A 14,294-nucleotide genomic window follows, 5' to 3' on the forward strand; every position below is an offset into this window, starting at 1 on the left:
AGCGTTTCCCGCAGGTGCACCTGCATTGCTTTTCGGCGTCGGAGATCCTGCACTTTGCCGACCTGAACGGCCTCTCGGTCGAGGACACCATCAAGCGCCTGCGCGCTGCCGGCCTCGATTCCATCCCCGGTGGCGGCGCCGAGATCCTCGACGACGAGGTGCGCTACAAGATCGCCCGCCTCAAGTGCCTCACCGAGGACTGGCTCACCGTCCACCGCACCGCCCACCAACTGGGCATGCGTACCACCGCCACCATGATGTTCGGCTGCGGCGAGACCCTGGAGCACCGCGTCAACCACTTCCAGCGCATCTACGACCTGCAGGAGGAGACCGGGGGCTTCACCGCCTTCATCCCCTGGAGCTTCCAGCCCAAGAACACGGCGCTCGGCGGGCGCGGCTGGGATGAGGCCACCGCGGTCGAGTACCTGAAGACCCTGGCCATCGCGCGCCTCTTCCTCTCCAACTTCGAGAACGTGCAGTCGAGCTGGGTGACGCAGGGGCTGAAGGTGTGCCAGATGGGGCTGCGCTTCGGGGGCAACGACGTGGGCTCGGTCATGCTGGAGGAGAACGTGGTCAAAGCCGCGGGCACCTCCAACTGCACCACCGAGGAGGAACTGCGGCGCATCATCCGCGACGCCGGCTTCCGCCCCGCCCAGCGCGACACCCTCTACCGCACCCTGTTCCTGAATTGAGCGACGACTTCCGCATTCGCGCCGCTACTCCCGCCGACCTGGAGGTCATCCTCCACCACCGCCGCGCCATGTTCGAGGACATGGGCTATCGCGATCCGGCCGCGCTCGCGGCCACGCGCAGCAGCAGTGAGCCCTTCATCCGGCAAGGCCTGGCGGAGGGTTTCTACCGCGGCTGGCTGGCCCAGGACGGCGCCGGGCAGGTGGTGGCGGGAGGCGGCCTGGTGATCCATCCCTGGCTCGGCCACCCCGCCAGCCCTCAGCCCCGCCGGGCCTACATCCTGAACATCTACACCGAGCCCGAGTACCGCCGCCGCGGTCTGGCGCGGCGCATCCTGCAGGCCATCGTGGACTGGTGCCGTGCGGAGGGCTTCGCGGGGGTGGCGCTACACGCCAGCAACCAGGGCCGCGCCCTCTATGAGGCCCTGGGCTTCACAGCGACCAACGAAATGCGCCTCGATCTGAAATAGGGATGTCCGGGATCAGCGGCAGCGGCCGGGACCGGGCGGCTAGGCCTGTTCCGGGATGGGCTGGGTCTGGCTCTGCAGGTGGTGGACCGCAGTCAGCAGCCACTCGGTCTCGGAGCTTTGCCGCACCACCTCGCTGGTGGCCAGGACCCGGCTGGCCTTGATCGCCGAGGACTCCGTCATCAGGATCTCGACCTCCAGCTTGCGTCCCGGAACCAGCGGCTCGACCGCCAGGAACAGGACGCCGCTGGCGCTGACGTTCTTGGTCGTAGTATTCCGCCAGTGCGCGTCCCCGGTGGGGCGATAGCGCATGGGCAGCGTCAGCGAGAATCGGGGGGCGCCTCGCCTCTCGTCCATGTGGACGATTGTCCTCCTGCTTCTCCGCCGGCCGGTAGGTGCCGCTGGGCCATGTACCAGGGTAACTCGAGGGCGGCGGCCAAATCAGCCGCCCTCCGCGTCCTTTGGTCCCCGGCGTTCCACGGGACACAGGCCGGAGGAGGGACCGTCGCAGGCTGCCGACCTTCAAATTGAGGTAAAATTACTCGGTCTGGTTCGCCCTGAGTCGGGTTCCCTGTAGACCTTTTCTGCCCGGAGTGGTTCTCTGAGCGCTCTGATCCCAATCTGTCTGCTGGCTGCGGCGGCGCCGCAGAACCCCGTGGTGCGCTATTTCAAGAGCCAGTTCCTCGACACCACTTTCAAAGGGCTCTACCACGCCAACGCCTTCGACCTGGCGCTGCTGATCCCATACTTCACGGTGCTGATCCTGCTGGCCTCCTACGGCGTGCACCGCTACGTGCTGGTGTACCAGTACTATCGCGGTCGGAAGAACCAGTGCCGGCCGCCGGCGGAGGAGTTCGCCGAACTACCGCGGGTGACGGTGCAGCTTCCCATCTTCAACGAGCAGTTCGTGATCGAGAGGCTGGTGGAGGCGGTCTGCCGGCTCGACTACCCCAAGGACAAGCTCGACATCCAGGTGCTGGACGACTCCACCGACGAGACGGTGGAGGTGACGCGCAGGGTGGTAGAGCGCTACGCTGCCCTGGGCTATCCCGTCACTCATCTGCACCGCAGCAACCGCGAGGGCTACAAGGCGGGCGCGCTGCGGGAAGGCATGAAGAGCGCCCACGGCGAGTTCATCGCCATCTTCGACGCCGACTTCGTCCCCCCGGAGGACTTCCTGCTGCGCACCATCCACCACTTCACCGACCCCAAGGTGGGGATGGTGCAAGCGCGCTGGACGCACATCAACCGCAATTATTCCTTCCTCACCGAGGTGGAGGCCATCCTGCTGGACGGCCACTTCGTGCTGGAGCACGGGGCACGCTCCCGCCACGGCGTCTTTTTCAACTTCAACGGCACCGCCGGCATGTGGCGGCGCGCCGCCATCGAGGACGCGGGCGGCTGGCAGCACGACACCCTCACCGAGGATACCGACCTCTCCTACCGCGCCCAGCTCAAGGGATGGAAGTTCCTCTATCGCCAGGACATCGAGTGTCCGGCGGAGCTGCCGGTGGAGATGACCGCCTTCAAGACCCAGCAGGCGCGCTGGGCCAAGGGCCTGATCCAGACCTCGCTCAAGATCCTGCCGCAGGTGATGCGCAGCGACGTCCCCTTCAAGAACAAGTACGAGGCCTGGTATCACCTCACCGCCAACATCAGCTACCCGCTGATGATCGTGCTCTCGGTGCTGCTGCTGCCGGCCATGATCATCCGCTTCTACCAGGGCTGGTTCCAGATGCTCTACATCGACCTGCCCTTGTTCCTGGCCTCCACCTTCTCCATCTCCAGCTTCTACCTGGTCTCGCAGAAGGAGTTGTTCCCGGGGCGCTGGTTCCGCACCCTGCTCTTCCTGCCCTTCCTGATGGCGCTGGGCATCGGGCTGACGCTCACCAACTCGCGCGCCGTGCTGGAGGCGCTGCTGGGGCACAAGTCGGCCTTCGCGCGGACGCCCAAGTACAAGGTGGAGTCGAAGAAGGACCGGGTGCGCACCGGCAAGTACCGGCGCCGCCTGCTGGTGCTGCCCTGGATCGAGCTGCTGATCGGGAGCTACTTCGCGGCCGCCGTGTACTACGCCATGGTCAACATGAACTACATCACCGTGCCTTTCCTGGTGATCTTCGTGCTGGGCTACTGGTACACGGGACTGATGTCGCTGCTGCAAGGGCGCCTCTCCGCCCTGGCACAACTGCTGCGCCCCCAGTCGGAGCTGGAGATCCACGAAAAGCCCTTCCCCGTGGGCGTCTAGGCGCCCCCCTTTTGTTAGAATCCCGCTTTCATCTGTGACGGGAGGTTCCGCGTGCGCAAGTTGCTGATCGCCGTTCTCCTGCTTTGCGTCTCCGCCGGGGCGCTGGAGCGCCAGTCCAGCGCCGACTACCGCGCCCGCCGCCAGCGCCTGGCCGAGGCAACCAAGGGCGGCATCGTGGTGCTCTTTGCCGCCACCGAATCCGAGGGCCAGAACGCGGTCTGGGGCTTCCACCAGGACGAGAACTTCTACTATCTCTCCGGCTGGGCGGAGCCGGGGGCGGCGCTGCTGATCGCCCCCGCGGCCGGCGGCCGCCCCTACACCGAGATCCTCTTCCTGCCCAACCACAATGCCTCGCAGGAGAAGTGGACCGGGCCCAAGCTGGGCCCGGAGGACGTGCGCGCACCGCAGGAGACCGGCTTCGATCGGGTGGAGGCGCTGGACATGCTGCGCTCCGAGATCGCGCGCCTGGCCCCCGGGCCCGCGGCCACCGTCTACTCCGACCTGCCCGCCTGGGACGCCGCCTCGCCCTCCGCCCCCGGCCCACTGGACTGGCTGCGCCGCGCCAACGCCTTTCCCAACTACGTCTCCTTCCGCGACCTGAAGCCGCTGCTGGCGGAATTGCGGGTGATCAAGGACGCGGGCGAGATCGCGCTCATCCGCAAGGCTACCGAGGCCTCCATGGCGGGGCACCTGGCGGCCATGCACGCCCTGCGCCCGGGCATGACGGAGCGCGAGATCTCCGCCCTCATGCAGTACGAGTTCGAGCGGCGGGGCTGCGAGCGGCCCGCCTACGCGCCCATTGTGGGCGCGGGCTTCCACTCCACCGTGCTGCACTACTCCGAGGACTCGGGCAAGATCGAAGACGGCGACGTGGTGGTGATGGACGTGGCCGGTGAGTACTCCATGTACGCCAGCGACATCACCCGCACCCTGCCCGCCAGCGGGCACTTCACCGCGCGCCAGCGCGAGATCTACGACATCGTGCTGGGAGCGCAGCGCGCCGCCATCGCCGCCTTCCGCTCGGGCAAGTCCACCCTGGCGCGCTCCGGTCCCGACTCCCTCTACCAGGTGGCCTACGAGTACATCAACAGCCACGGCAAGGACCTGCACGGCAAGCGCCTGGGGCAGTACTTCATCCACGGGCTCAGCCATTACGTGGGGCTGGAGGTGCACGACGTGGGCGATGCCACCGCGCCCCTGGAGCCCGGCATGGTCTTCACCATCGAGCCGGGCATCTACCTCCCGGAGGAGAAGCTGGGCGTGCGCATCGAGGACATCTTCTACGTGGACCAAGACGGCAAGCTGGTGGACCTGACCGCGTCGCTGCCTCACACCGCCGACGAGGTGGAGAAGGCGATGGCGGATCGGCCGTAGCGGCCGAACCTAGAGAGTATCTGTCGCAACGACCATCTCCCGCCTACACTGCCTCTATTCGTGGCTTTGGGGCGCGGACCCGGTGGGGCTTCTGCTATCCTAGTCACGCAATCGTCATGAAGATCCTGTTCCTGATCTTTGTGCTCTCGGTGGCGGCCATCCTGGCGGTGGCGGGGGCCTGCTACCTGCGCTGGCGCCGGCACCAGCACGAGGCCTCCGAAACCGCCTTGCGCGAGGCCCTGCACGAGATCGAGCAGGAAGAGCAGAGCACGCTGAGATAACCAGCCGCCTTACCAGCCTCTTCCCCCCTGGGACCCAGCGACCCATGTCCAAGAGCGCCGCCAAGAACAAAGAGATCAAGGTCGCCCACAGCCCTGACTCCGACGACGCCTTCATGTTCTACGCCCTCGCCACCAACAAGGTGCGCGTGCCGGGGTTGAAGTTCGTCCACACCCTGTGCGACATCGAGACCCTGAACCGCAAGGCCCTGGAGGGCTTCTACCACCTGACCGCCATCTCCTTCCACGCTTACCCGTACATCCAGGAGAAATACGCGCTGTTGCCCACCGGAGGCAGCGTGGGCGAGGGCTATGGACCCATGGTGGTGGCGGCGCGCGCCTTCCCCGCCGAGGAGATCGCGCAGAAGAGGATCGCGGTCCCCGGCACCATGACCACCGCTTACCTGGCGCTCAAGCTGTTCGCGCCCCAGGTCACGACCGAGGTGGTGCCCTTCGACCAGATCATTCCCCAGGTGGTGGAGGGGCGCTACGAGGCGGGGCTGATCATCCACGAGGGCCAGCTCACCTTCGCCCGCTCCGGGCTGCACAAGATCGTGGACCTGGGGCAGTGGTGGCGGGAGAAGACCGGGCTGCCCCTGCCCCTGGGCGGCAACGCCATCCGCCGCGACCTGGGCAAGAAGCTGATCGCCAGCGTCAATGGGGCGTTGCGCCAGAGCATCCAGTACGCGCTCGACCACCGCGAGGAGGCGCTCAACTACGCCATGCAGTTCGCCCGCGACCTGGACGCGCAGATGGCCAACCGCTTCGTCAGCATGTACGTGAACGAGCGCACCCTGGACTACGGCGCCGATGGCCGCGAAGCCGTCCGCCGCCTGCTCGCCATGGGCTACAAGGCCGGCATCATCTCCCACCCCGCCAAGGTCGATTTCGTAGGGTAGGGACGCGCACGGGGACGAGCTGGCCCCTGGTGAGGGGGCGGCTTCCGGGTCCCAGCGCGGACCGGGCGTGCAGGACCGCGCGCGTCAGCAGCAGCGAGCCAGGACTGTGCTTTTCACTCGCGCCTCCAGCCTCTTGCTACTTCCCCTTGTGTTTGCCGATGATGACGCCCATCTCCACGGCGGATTGCTCGTCCAGCTTCTCGAACTCGAAGCCTACGCCGGCAGGAAGGACGTAGAGGGCGCGGACCTTTACCTTGCGGTGGATGCCCTCGCTCACGTCCACGATGGCGAGCGTGGCCTTCTCGCCCTTGGCGAACTTGCGCTGGGTCTCGACCAGCAGGCCGCCCAGGCCGAGCACGCGGATGCGGCCCAGGCGCGGCCCCTTTTCCTCGGCGGCGTAGATGTTGGCGGCTTCGGGCAGGTTCACGCGCTCGTACTTGCGCTTGTCCGGCATGGCTCACCTCGCGGAACGGGGGAGGGCGGCGCCCGCGGCTAGGCGGGCGCGACCTCGGAAGCGTAGTACTTGCCGATGAGGATGCCGATGTCGACGGCGGCATCCACGTCCAGGTGCTGAAACTCGAAGCCGGCGTAGCGGGCGTCGGCGTAGCGGGCCACGGCCGTGACTTCGCGGCGTACCTTCTCACTCTGGTCCACGATCAGCAGCTCGTACTTCTTGCCCGGCTTGACCGGCTTGTTGGGTTCCAGCATGAATCCGCCGCGGCCCAACTGCCGCAATACCCCCATGACCTTGCCCTTGCGGTCGGTCACGTGCACCCCGGCGGAGAAGGCGACGTCCACGCGCTCGAAGCGGCGGCGCTCATGCCCGGATGGTCCCTGGCTCTTTTTCATTGCACTGGCTCCGGAAAAGAAAAGATCGGCTCGATGTCCACCGGCACCTGGGAGGCTGCCTTGAGAGCGGATTGTAACTCGGCGGGCATGGAATCGTAGCGGGCAAACCACTGTTCGGCGCGGGCGCGGTCCCCGCTGGCCTCCTGCTCCAGCAGTTCTTTGGCCAGGGAAGCGAGAGCGGGGCCGATGCGGGCCGGGTCGATGGCGTAGCGCCCGGAGGGCTCGCGCACGATGGCCTTCTGCTCGCTCAAGTAGTTGAATTCCATCATCTCGGCGCGACCGTGGGCCTCGGCCACCCCAAAGCGCACGGTGCGGAAGATGCCGGCCAGGTAGGAGGCATAGTACTCCGGCAAGCGCTCCTTGGGCAGGGCGCCGTGCTCCACCAGCCACTTCAGGGCGACCATGCCCACCACGTCGGCCTTGGCCTCTTCCAGCGCCGAGTAGGCGGGGCCGATGGCGACGCGGATGTCCACCGGCTTGCCGTTCTGGCGGGCGAAGGCGGGGCCCAGGCCGTGGCAGATCTCGTGCATCATCACGTCCGCCAGGTAGCCCTCGGCGGAGGCCTGGGCGGCCTGGTCGGGGCGCATGAGGTGGCGGGCCACCGGCAGCACCACGAAGTTCACGCGCGCGTCCATGAAGTTCTTGAAGAAGATCTTCTTGGTGCCCTTCTCCTGGTGGATGCGGGGATCGTTGGGCAGATTGTCGGCCACCGCCTGGTAGCCGTGGCGCAGGTCGCCGGCGCGGAAGGGAGTGTCCATGACCTCCATGGGGGTGGCGTGGCCGCGCACCGAGGGCCGGTCCTCCGCCGCCAGGGGCAGCGAGTCCTGGATCTCGGCCACGTACTTCTGGAAGACGGCCAGCTTGGTGCTCTCTTCCTCGTTGCGCACCATGACCGCGGCGCCGTAGGAGGTCTTCACCCCCAGCACGTCGTCCAGGTAGGTTTCGTAGGGAGCGAAGATGACGTCGCACTTCGGGTCTTTCAGGTCGAGCCAGAGCAGGTCGCTGGGATAGTAGTCGTCGCTCAGCAGAGCCTTGGCGCGCGCCCGCAGGAAGGCGGCGAAGGCGGGATCGCTGGAGAGAGCGGCGGCCTCCCGCAGGGCCTGGGCAGCGGGCTCGAGGAAGCTGCGATAGGCGACGTGGTAAGGAACGCCCACCAGGTCGTCACCATCGCGCCGCACCACCGTGTAAGGACTGTAGATCTCGGCCTTCTTCTCGGGATGGTCCTTCACGTATTGCTCGATCTGGCCGCGGGTGAGGCCGCGCGGATAAAGCCCGCGTCCCGGGGGCATGGGCTCGTCCCCCGCGAAGGGCCGGTTGTCATCGAGCAGGTCGAAGCGGCTGCCGAAGATCATGAGCAGGCGGCGCACGGCGACATCGTGGGGATCCTTGCTGGCCTGCAGAGACTGCAACAGGGTGAGGCCGTCGGGGTCGCTCTGCCGCCAGTAGATGTCTTCGAGATACTGCGAGGCCTCCACCAGCTTCTGCACCATGCGGCGCTCGCGGGCGGAGAGATGGGTGGTGCGGAAGGGCATGCGCACCGTCCGAAACCTGGCCAGGATGGCCTCGGGGCGGGGAGCGGCGGCGGCGGGCGCGGCGGGTGTCCTCTTTTGCGAGGGGCGCTGCGCGGGAGCCCCTGCAGTGAGCACGACCAGGAGCAGCAGGAGAGTCAGCCAGCGGAGCGGATGCGGGTTCATGGAGAAACGCGATTGTATCCCAGGCGGGAAGGCGGGAACCAGCTTCCCGCGCCCGGTCTCGCCCGCCTACTGCGGCGTGAACTTCAGGACGATCTCGACGGTCGACTCCACCGGTTGCCCATCCAGGGAGGCGGGCTGGTAGCGCCAGCGCCGCACGGCGGAGAGCGCGCTGTCCTTGAAGAAACTATTGCCGCTGACCCAGACCACGTCGGTGACCCGGCCTTCGGCACTCACTTTCGCGGTAAGCCGGACCACGCCCTCCAGCCGCAGCGACTTGGCGGCTGCGGGATAGACCGGTGGGACGCTCTGCAAGAGCTGCGCCGGGACCGGCGTCGAGGCTTGGCGGACGAGGTTGGCAGCCGGCGCCTGGGGCTTGGGCAGGTCGGGGAGCTTGGCCGGGGCTGCCGCCGGCAGGCTCAGCAGGGTCTTGGGCGCGGGCTCCTGGGAGCGCGTCGTCAAGGGCACCGCCACCGGCGCCGGGGTTCTGACCTCCAGGCCGGCCGGAGCCGCCACCGTGGCCGTCGGGCGCGCCCCGGCGGCGGGCGCTTGCGTCTTGACGGGGGAAGAGCTTGGCTGCGCAGTGACTATCTGCCGGCTGCCTTCGGCAGGGGTCGCGACAGCGGTAGCGGCGGAGCCGGTTTCAGCCGCCGTTGGAGCCGCGGGCGTTGGGGTCGCCGCCGCCGGGCTTTCCGGGGTGGACGCTGGCGGCGCGGGCTGAGGGGTCGCCACCGGCGTCGGGGCGGCCTGTGTCACCGCCGACGCGGGCTGGCTCCGGGCCGCGTGGCTGCGCGTCCGGAACCACAAGATCCCCAGTCCCACCGCGGCCACCGCCGCGACCAGCAACGGAAGCCGCCAGGCGCTGCCGTGGCTCCTGCGTCCTACGACTTCCAGGTTGGCCAAGGTCGGTCGCGCCGGGGCCACATCCGGGCGCGGCCACGTCTGGGGCGGCCGCACATGCACCGGAGCATGGTGAGCAAAGGGATCGGCCGCCGCCGGCAGGAACTTCTCTTCCTCGCCGGAGACGGCTTTGGCTGCGGAAGCGCCGGCCGGCGCCGCCACGGACGGGAGGCTCCCCGGCGGCGGGGTCTTGGAAGCGGGCTTCGCCAGGGGCACGAACTTCACCGCCGGGGCCGGGGCCGGAGTTGGGAGCGCGGCGGGCGCGGGCGGAGGCGTCGGCACGGCTGTGAAAGCCGGCGGCGGCGTCGGCACCGCGACCGGCGCCGGGGGCGGCGTCGGAACCCCGACCGAGGTCACCGGCTTGCGGACCTTGGCATCCACCAGCAGATCGGGCGGGGTTGGGATGGGCTTGGCCTTGGCCAGGGCCGCGGCCGTGGCGGATAAGGGCATGAAGCCGGGAAGGGTCGGCCGCTCCACAGGAGCCGGCGTAGCGGTGGCCGCCGGCGGCGGGGTTGGGACCGCGGCCGGCGCCGCCTCCGGCGCCCCTGCCAGCGCCGCCGTCACAGGCGGCGGCGCGACCTCGGCAGCGGGAGCCGGCGGCGGTGCGGCCACTGGGGGAGGGACCAAGACGAAGGCGGACTCGAGAGCCTCGAACTCTCTCTCCGGCGACTTCACCGGCTGCGGCACGATCGCCGCCGGCTTGGGCTCGGGCGGAGCGGGCGGTGGCGGCGCCAGCGCGACCACTTGGACGGGCTGGGGCTCGGCCGGGCGCAGCTTCTCCTCCGGCGGGGGCTCTTCCTTCCGCTTCTCACCTTGGACGCCGGCGGCTTGGCGCGCCTGTTGCACCAACTCGGCCAGACCGTCCGCTTCGGTTTGCAACACGGCCGTGTGCATGCCATTGAAAGCACGGGAGTTGCCGGAGAACACGGCGAGGATTCCGGTCACCTTGCCGGCATCGTGGACGGGAGCCAGGGCCAGCGACTTGGCGTGCAGGCCGCGGAAGGCAGCATCCACGCGACCGTCCACCTCGACGTCGTCACAGCGTTGTGGCCGGGTCTTGCGCCCCAGGCACAGCTTGGCGAAGCTGCCCGCCAGCGACCAGCGATCCCCGGTCCTAGGCAGGTTCTCGCCCACCGCCCCCAGCCAGATGAGGTTGTCTCCCTCCAGGGTGGCGAGGGCGGCGCCGTTGGCACCGGTAAAGGTCTGGGCCCGTGCCAATTCCTCCGCCAGCGACACCTGTGGGCGGAAACGTGACGTCCTGTTCGCGGGCGAATCGGAATCAGGACCCATCCCGGGGTTTGACATGGCGACCATGTGGGGATCCCCCGTCGTTGGGCTGAGGGCCTCATCTTCTTGCTGGTCGCTTGGCCTCGTCAATTCTCCTTGGGACAGGGCCGGTAGGACATTGTCCGAAGGTACTGGCGCCGCTCCGGACGCGGTATGATGCCGAAAGCATGCCCGCGCCCGAGAAGATCCCCGGCTCCCAGACGCTGCTGGTGGACGCCGACGACACCCTCTGGGAGAACAACATCTATTTCGAGCGCGCCATCGCCAGCTTCATCTCCTTCCTCAACCACCGGGAGTACTCCCCCGCGCAGGTGCGGGAGGTGCTGAACGAGGTGGAGCGGGAGTGCATCCTGCGCCACGGCTACGGGCTGCACAGCTTCGCCCACGCCCTGGTAGACACCTTCGAGCGGCTGGCGGTGGAGCCGCTGACCCCGGCGCTGCACGAGACCATCCGCGGCATCGCCCACGCCATCGCCGAGCACCCGGTGGAGGTCCTGCCCGGAGTGGCGGAGACGCTGGACTACCTGGCCGGCCGTCACCACCTCATCCTCATGACCAAGGGCGACTTCGCCGAGCAGTCGGGCAAGGTGGAGCGCTCGGGGCTGAAGGAGTACTTCGCGGCGGTGGAGATCGTGGCCGAGAAGGACGCGCCCACCTATCGCCAGGTGGTCTCCAAGTACGACCTGGCCGCGGAGTTCACCTGGATGGTGGGCAACAGCCCCAAGTCGGACGTGAACCCGGCGCTGGCGGCGGGGCTGAACGCCGTCTTCGTCCCCCACGACATGACCTGGGTGCTGGAGCACGAGGAGGTCGCCGTCCCTGCGGACTCCCGCCGCCTGCTGGTGGTGGAGAACTTTCCTCAACTGCGCGCACACTTCTGAAGGGCGCAGGTCACGCGCGCCTGTTACCTCGCACCAAACTAACCACTAGGTGGGAAAGTCTTACACACTCGCGCGCCATGGTACTCTGACCTGCTCTGGGGTTTTCCCTGCCACTTCGGCTTGGAAAACGGACAAAACAGCTTTCGCCGCCTGCTGCTCTCGCTGCAGGTGCTGGCGGACCTGGGCCCGGCTATGACCGCGGAGCGCGATTTCGCAGAGACGGCGCGCTCCATCCTGGGCCTGGTGATGGAAGCGGTGTCGGCGCGGGAGGGCGCCCTGCTGGCCTTCCGGGACCGGCCGGCCCTGCTCACCTCCCTGGCCGCCCACGGCTTCGCCCTCTTTCCCGAGCCGGCGGTGATCCCGCTGCTGCCCAAGCACGTCCATGCCCTGCAGATGGCGCGCAGCCCGCAGCTGCTGGCCCCGGGCAACCGCGACGGCTTCCTCAGCGCCAACGGCAACATCGCCCCCGAACTCTTCCGGTGCGTGGCCCCGCTGCACGTGGCCGGGCGGCTGGTGGGGGCGCTGGCGCTGGGCCGCCGCGCCGAAGACGCCGCTTACGAAGCCGACGAAGTGGAGGCCCTGGGCCTGGTCTCCAGCTACGTCGCCCTGGCGGTCCACAACCATGCCCTGGGCCAGTCGCTGCAGCAGCGCATCGCCGAGAACCTGCGGCTGCTGGCCTCCCTGCACAGCTACTACGACCATACCCTGGAGGCCTTCGCCGCCGCCATCGACGTGAAGGACTACAACCTGCGCGGCCACTCCCTGCGGGTGGGGCGCTATGCCGCCGGCATCGCCGAGGCCATGGGGATGGAGGAAGGCGAGGTGCAAGGCCTGCGCGCCTGCGGCTATCTGCACGACATCGGCAAGGTGGCGGTGGACAAGTACATCTTCCACAAGCCGGCGGCGTTGGACGAGCGCGAGTTCGCGGCCATGGCCGACCACACCGTGGTCGGCCACCAGATCGTCTCCGGCATCCAGTTTCCCTGGCCGCGCGTTGCGGAGGTGGTGCGCTGGCATCACGAGCGCGCCGACGGCTCCGGCTATCCCGACCGCCTGCGCAACGGCGAGGTCTCCCTGCCGGTGAAGGTGGTGGCCGTGGCCGACAGCTTCGACGCCATGCTCAACGAGCGCCCCTACCGTCCTCCCATGGCGGTGGGCGAGGCCCTGAGTGAGTTGCTCAAGCTCACCCCGCAGAAGTTCGATGCCAACGTGGTGCAGGCCCTGCTGGTGCAGGTGCGGCGCGATTCCACCGGGCGCAACAAGACCAAGTTCCTCGACGGCCACGTGGTCTGCAACATCGCGCCCAGCGACGTCGACCACCTCGCCTCCACCCTCAGCTACCGCATCAACAACGGACGCGTGTACTCGGCCTGAGCAGCTCTTAGCTCTTAGCTCTTAGCCCTGGGGCCGCCCGAGGAAGCAACTTTTGTCTCCGCCCGGGTTGGTACCTCCTACAGGGCACGGATTCACCGGGGGAAAACCATGAAGCTGCGACATCGTGCTGCCGTCCTGCTGGTCATGTTGCTGGGCTTGGGCCTGCCGGCCCGGTGGCTGCTGGGCGCCGACCAGAAGCCGGCATCCAGCCCCGCCCCCGGGATGACTGAGGAGCAGCGCGCGGCCCACGCCCTGAACCGGCTGACCTTCGGCCCGCGTCCGGGAGAGGTGCAGCGGGTGGCGCAGATGGGGGTGGACAAGTGGATCGAGCAGCAGCTCCACCCCGAGAAGATCGACGACAGCGCGCTGGCGGCGCGGCTCGAGGGCTTCAAGACGGTGGGCATGAGCACCCGCGAGATCGCCGAGAACTATCCCCCGCCGCAGGTGCTGAGAGCGATCGCCGAGGGCCGGATGCCCATGCCCTCCGATCCCAAGCTGCGGGCACAGTACGAGGTCGCTCTCGCCGCCTACCGCGAGCGCCAGGAGCGCCGCCAGGAGCGCGGCCAGGGAGATGCGGCCGCCACCGGCGCGGCCGCCATGCCCGACCAGGACAAAGAAGCCCGCATGTACGCCGACCTGAAGGCGGAAGAACTGCTGGAGATGTCCCCCGAGCAGCGCATGCAGGAGATCCTGAAGATGACGCCGGAGGAGCGCCAGGCCTTCGCCCAGTCCCTGAGCCCGCAGCAGCGGCAGCAGATGATGGGCGACTTCTCGCCGGGGCAGCGCGAGGCGGTCCTGGCCATGGTGGCGCCGCAGCAGGTGGTGGCCAGCGAACTCATGCAGGCCAAGCTGCTGCGCGCCGTCTACAGCGAGCGCCAACTGGACGAAGTGATGACCGACTTCTGGTTCAATCACTTCAACGTCTTCCTCAACAAGGGCGCCGACCGCTACCTGGTCACCAGCTACGAGCGCGACGTCATCCGCCCGCACGCCCTGGGCAAGTTCCGCGACCTGCTGGAAGCCACCGCCAAGAGCCCGGCCATGCTCTTCTATCTGGACAACTGGCTGAGCGTCGGCCCCGACTCCGACTTCGCGCGCTACGGCCCCGGCGGCGGCGTGCGCGGCAACCGCAACTTCCGCTACCGCGGCATGCTGGGCGGGCCCGGCGGCTATCCCCAGGGGGCGGCGGGGGCGCCACGGCCCCCGGCCGCTGGTCCGCAGGGCCGGCAGCGTCAGCAGCAGCAGCAGAACCAGCAGCGCCGCGGGCTCAATGAGAACTACGCCCGCGAACTCATGGAGCTGCATACGCTCAGCGTGAACGGCGGCTACACCCAGCAGGACGTGATCGAAGTAGCCAAGT

14 protein-coding genes are annotated in these 14,294 nt (G+C 68.3%); 9 read left to right on the forward strand and 5 right to left on the reverse strand.

Going from position 1 to position 14,294, the window contains the following annotated elements:
* Positions 1-692, forward strand: a 692-nt coding sequence (locus VEG08_02315) for a CofH family radical SAM protein (protein HXZ26812.1), incomplete at its 5' end; no start/stop codon positions are given.
* Positions 689-1,159 carry a GNAT family N-acetyltransferase gene (locus VEG08_02320; protein ID HXZ26813.1) on the forward strand — a complete coding sequence of 157 codons (471 nt, stop codon included), beginning with the start codon at positions 689-691 and terminating at the stop codon, positions 1,157-1,159. The genes VEG08_02315 and VEG08_02320, both read left to right, overlap by 4 nt.
* A gap of 39 nt (positions 1,160-1,198) precedes the next feature.
* Here VEG08_02320 and VEG08_02325 read toward each other — a convergent pair whose 3' ends face one another.
* The gene (locus VEG08_02325) at positions 1,199-1,513 is read right to left on the reverse strand and encodes a PilZ domain-containing protein (GenBank protein ID HXZ26814.1); all 315 of its coding nucleotides are present in this window, start codon (positions 1,511-1,513) and stop codon (positions 1,199-1,201) included.
* Between the two features lie 298 nt (positions 1,514-1,811).
* Here VEG08_02325 and VEG08_02330 point away from each other — a divergent pair, with 298 nt between their 5' ends.
* The 4 genes from VEG08_02330 to VEG08_02345 all read left to right on the forward strand — a co-directional run bounded on the left by VEG08_02330 (position 1,812) and on the right by VEG08_02345 (position 5,952).
* Positions 1,812-3,401 carry a cellulose synthase family protein gene (locus VEG08_02330; protein HXZ26815.1) on the forward strand — a complete coding sequence of 530 codons (1,590 nt, stop codon included), beginning with the start codon at positions 1,812-1,814 and terminating at the stop codon, positions 3,399-3,401.
* Positions 3,402-3,452: 51 nt separating this feature from the next.
* Positions 3,453-4,775, forward strand: a complete 1,323-nt coding sequence (locus tag VEG08_02335; protein ID HXZ26816.1) for an aminopeptidase P N-terminal domain-containing protein — start codon at positions 3,453-3,455, stop codon at positions 4,773-4,775.
* A 116-nt stretch (positions 4,776-4,891) separates the two neighbouring features.
* On the forward strand, positions 4,892-5,056 hold the full coding sequence (locus tag VEG08_02340) for a hypothetical protein (GenBank protein ID HXZ26817.1): 165 nt from the start codon (positions 4,892-4,894) through the stop codon (positions 5,054-5,056).
* Between the two features lie 44 nt (positions 5,057-5,100).
* On the forward strand, positions 5,101-5,952 hold the full coding sequence (locus VEG08_02345) for an MqnA/MqnD/SBP family protein (protein ID HXZ26818.1): 852 nt from the start codon (positions 5,101-5,103) through the stop codon (positions 5,950-5,952).
* A 136-nt stretch (positions 5,953-6,088) separates the two neighbouring features.
* Here VEG08_02345 and VEG08_02350 read toward each other — a convergent pair whose 3' ends face one another.
* The 4 genes from VEG08_02350 to VEG08_02365 form a co-directional block, all read right to left on the reverse strand.
* The gene (locus VEG08_02350; GenBank protein ID HXZ26819.1) at positions 6,089-6,406 is read right to left on the reverse strand and encodes a PilZ domain-containing protein; all 318 of its coding nucleotides are present in this window, start codon (positions 6,404-6,406) and stop codon (positions 6,089-6,091) included.
* 38 nt (positions 6,407-6,444) lie between these two features.
* Positions 6,445-6,801 carry a PilZ domain-containing protein gene (locus VEG08_02355; GenBank protein ID HXZ26820.1) on the reverse strand — a complete coding sequence of 119 codons (357 nt, stop codon included), beginning with the start codon at positions 6,799-6,801 and terminating at the stop codon, positions 6,445-6,447.
* Complete coding sequence (locus VEG08_02360) at positions 6,798-8,495, reverse strand: Zn-dependent hydrolase (GenBank protein HXZ26821.1); 1,698 nt, start codon at positions 8,493-8,495, stop codon at positions 6,798-6,800. Before VEG08_02360 ends, VEG08_02355 begins: the two co-directional genes overlap by 4 nt.
* A 66-nt stretch (positions 8,496-8,561) precedes the next feature.
* Positions 8,562-10,610 carry a TonB family protein gene (locus tag VEG08_02365; GenBank protein ID HXZ26822.1) on the reverse strand — a complete coding sequence of 683 codons (2,049 nt, stop codon included), beginning with the start codon at positions 10,608-10,610 and terminating at the stop codon, positions 8,562-8,564.
* 236 nt (positions 10,611-10,846) lie between these two features.
* Between VEG08_02365 and VEG08_02370 the strand changes: the two genes are divergently transcribed.
* From VEG08_02370 to VEG08_02380, 3 genes are all read left to right on the forward strand, one after another.
* Entirely contained in the window at positions 10,847-11,560 is a 714-nt protein-coding gene (locus VEG08_02370) for an HAD family hydrolase (GenBank protein ID HXZ26823.1), read from the forward strand.
* Positions 11,561-11,680: 120 nt separating this feature from the next.
* Positions 11,681-12,934 (forward strand): HD domain-containing phosphohydrolase, encoded by a 1,254-nt coding sequence (locus VEG08_02375; protein HXZ26824.1) that lies wholly within the window; start codon positions 11,681-11,683, stop codon positions 12,932-12,934.
* A 108-nt stretch (positions 12,935-13,042) separates the two neighbouring features.
* The coding region (locus tag VEG08_02380) for a DUF1800 family protein (GenBank protein ID HXZ26825.1) at positions 13,043-14,294 on the forward strand (1,252 nt) is incomplete at its 3' end.

The sequence above is a fragment of the Terriglobales bacterium genome (assembly GCA_035624475.1).
Taxonomy (GTDB): domain Bacteria; phylum Acidobacteriota; class Terriglobia; order Terriglobales; family Acidobacteriaceae; genus DASPRL01.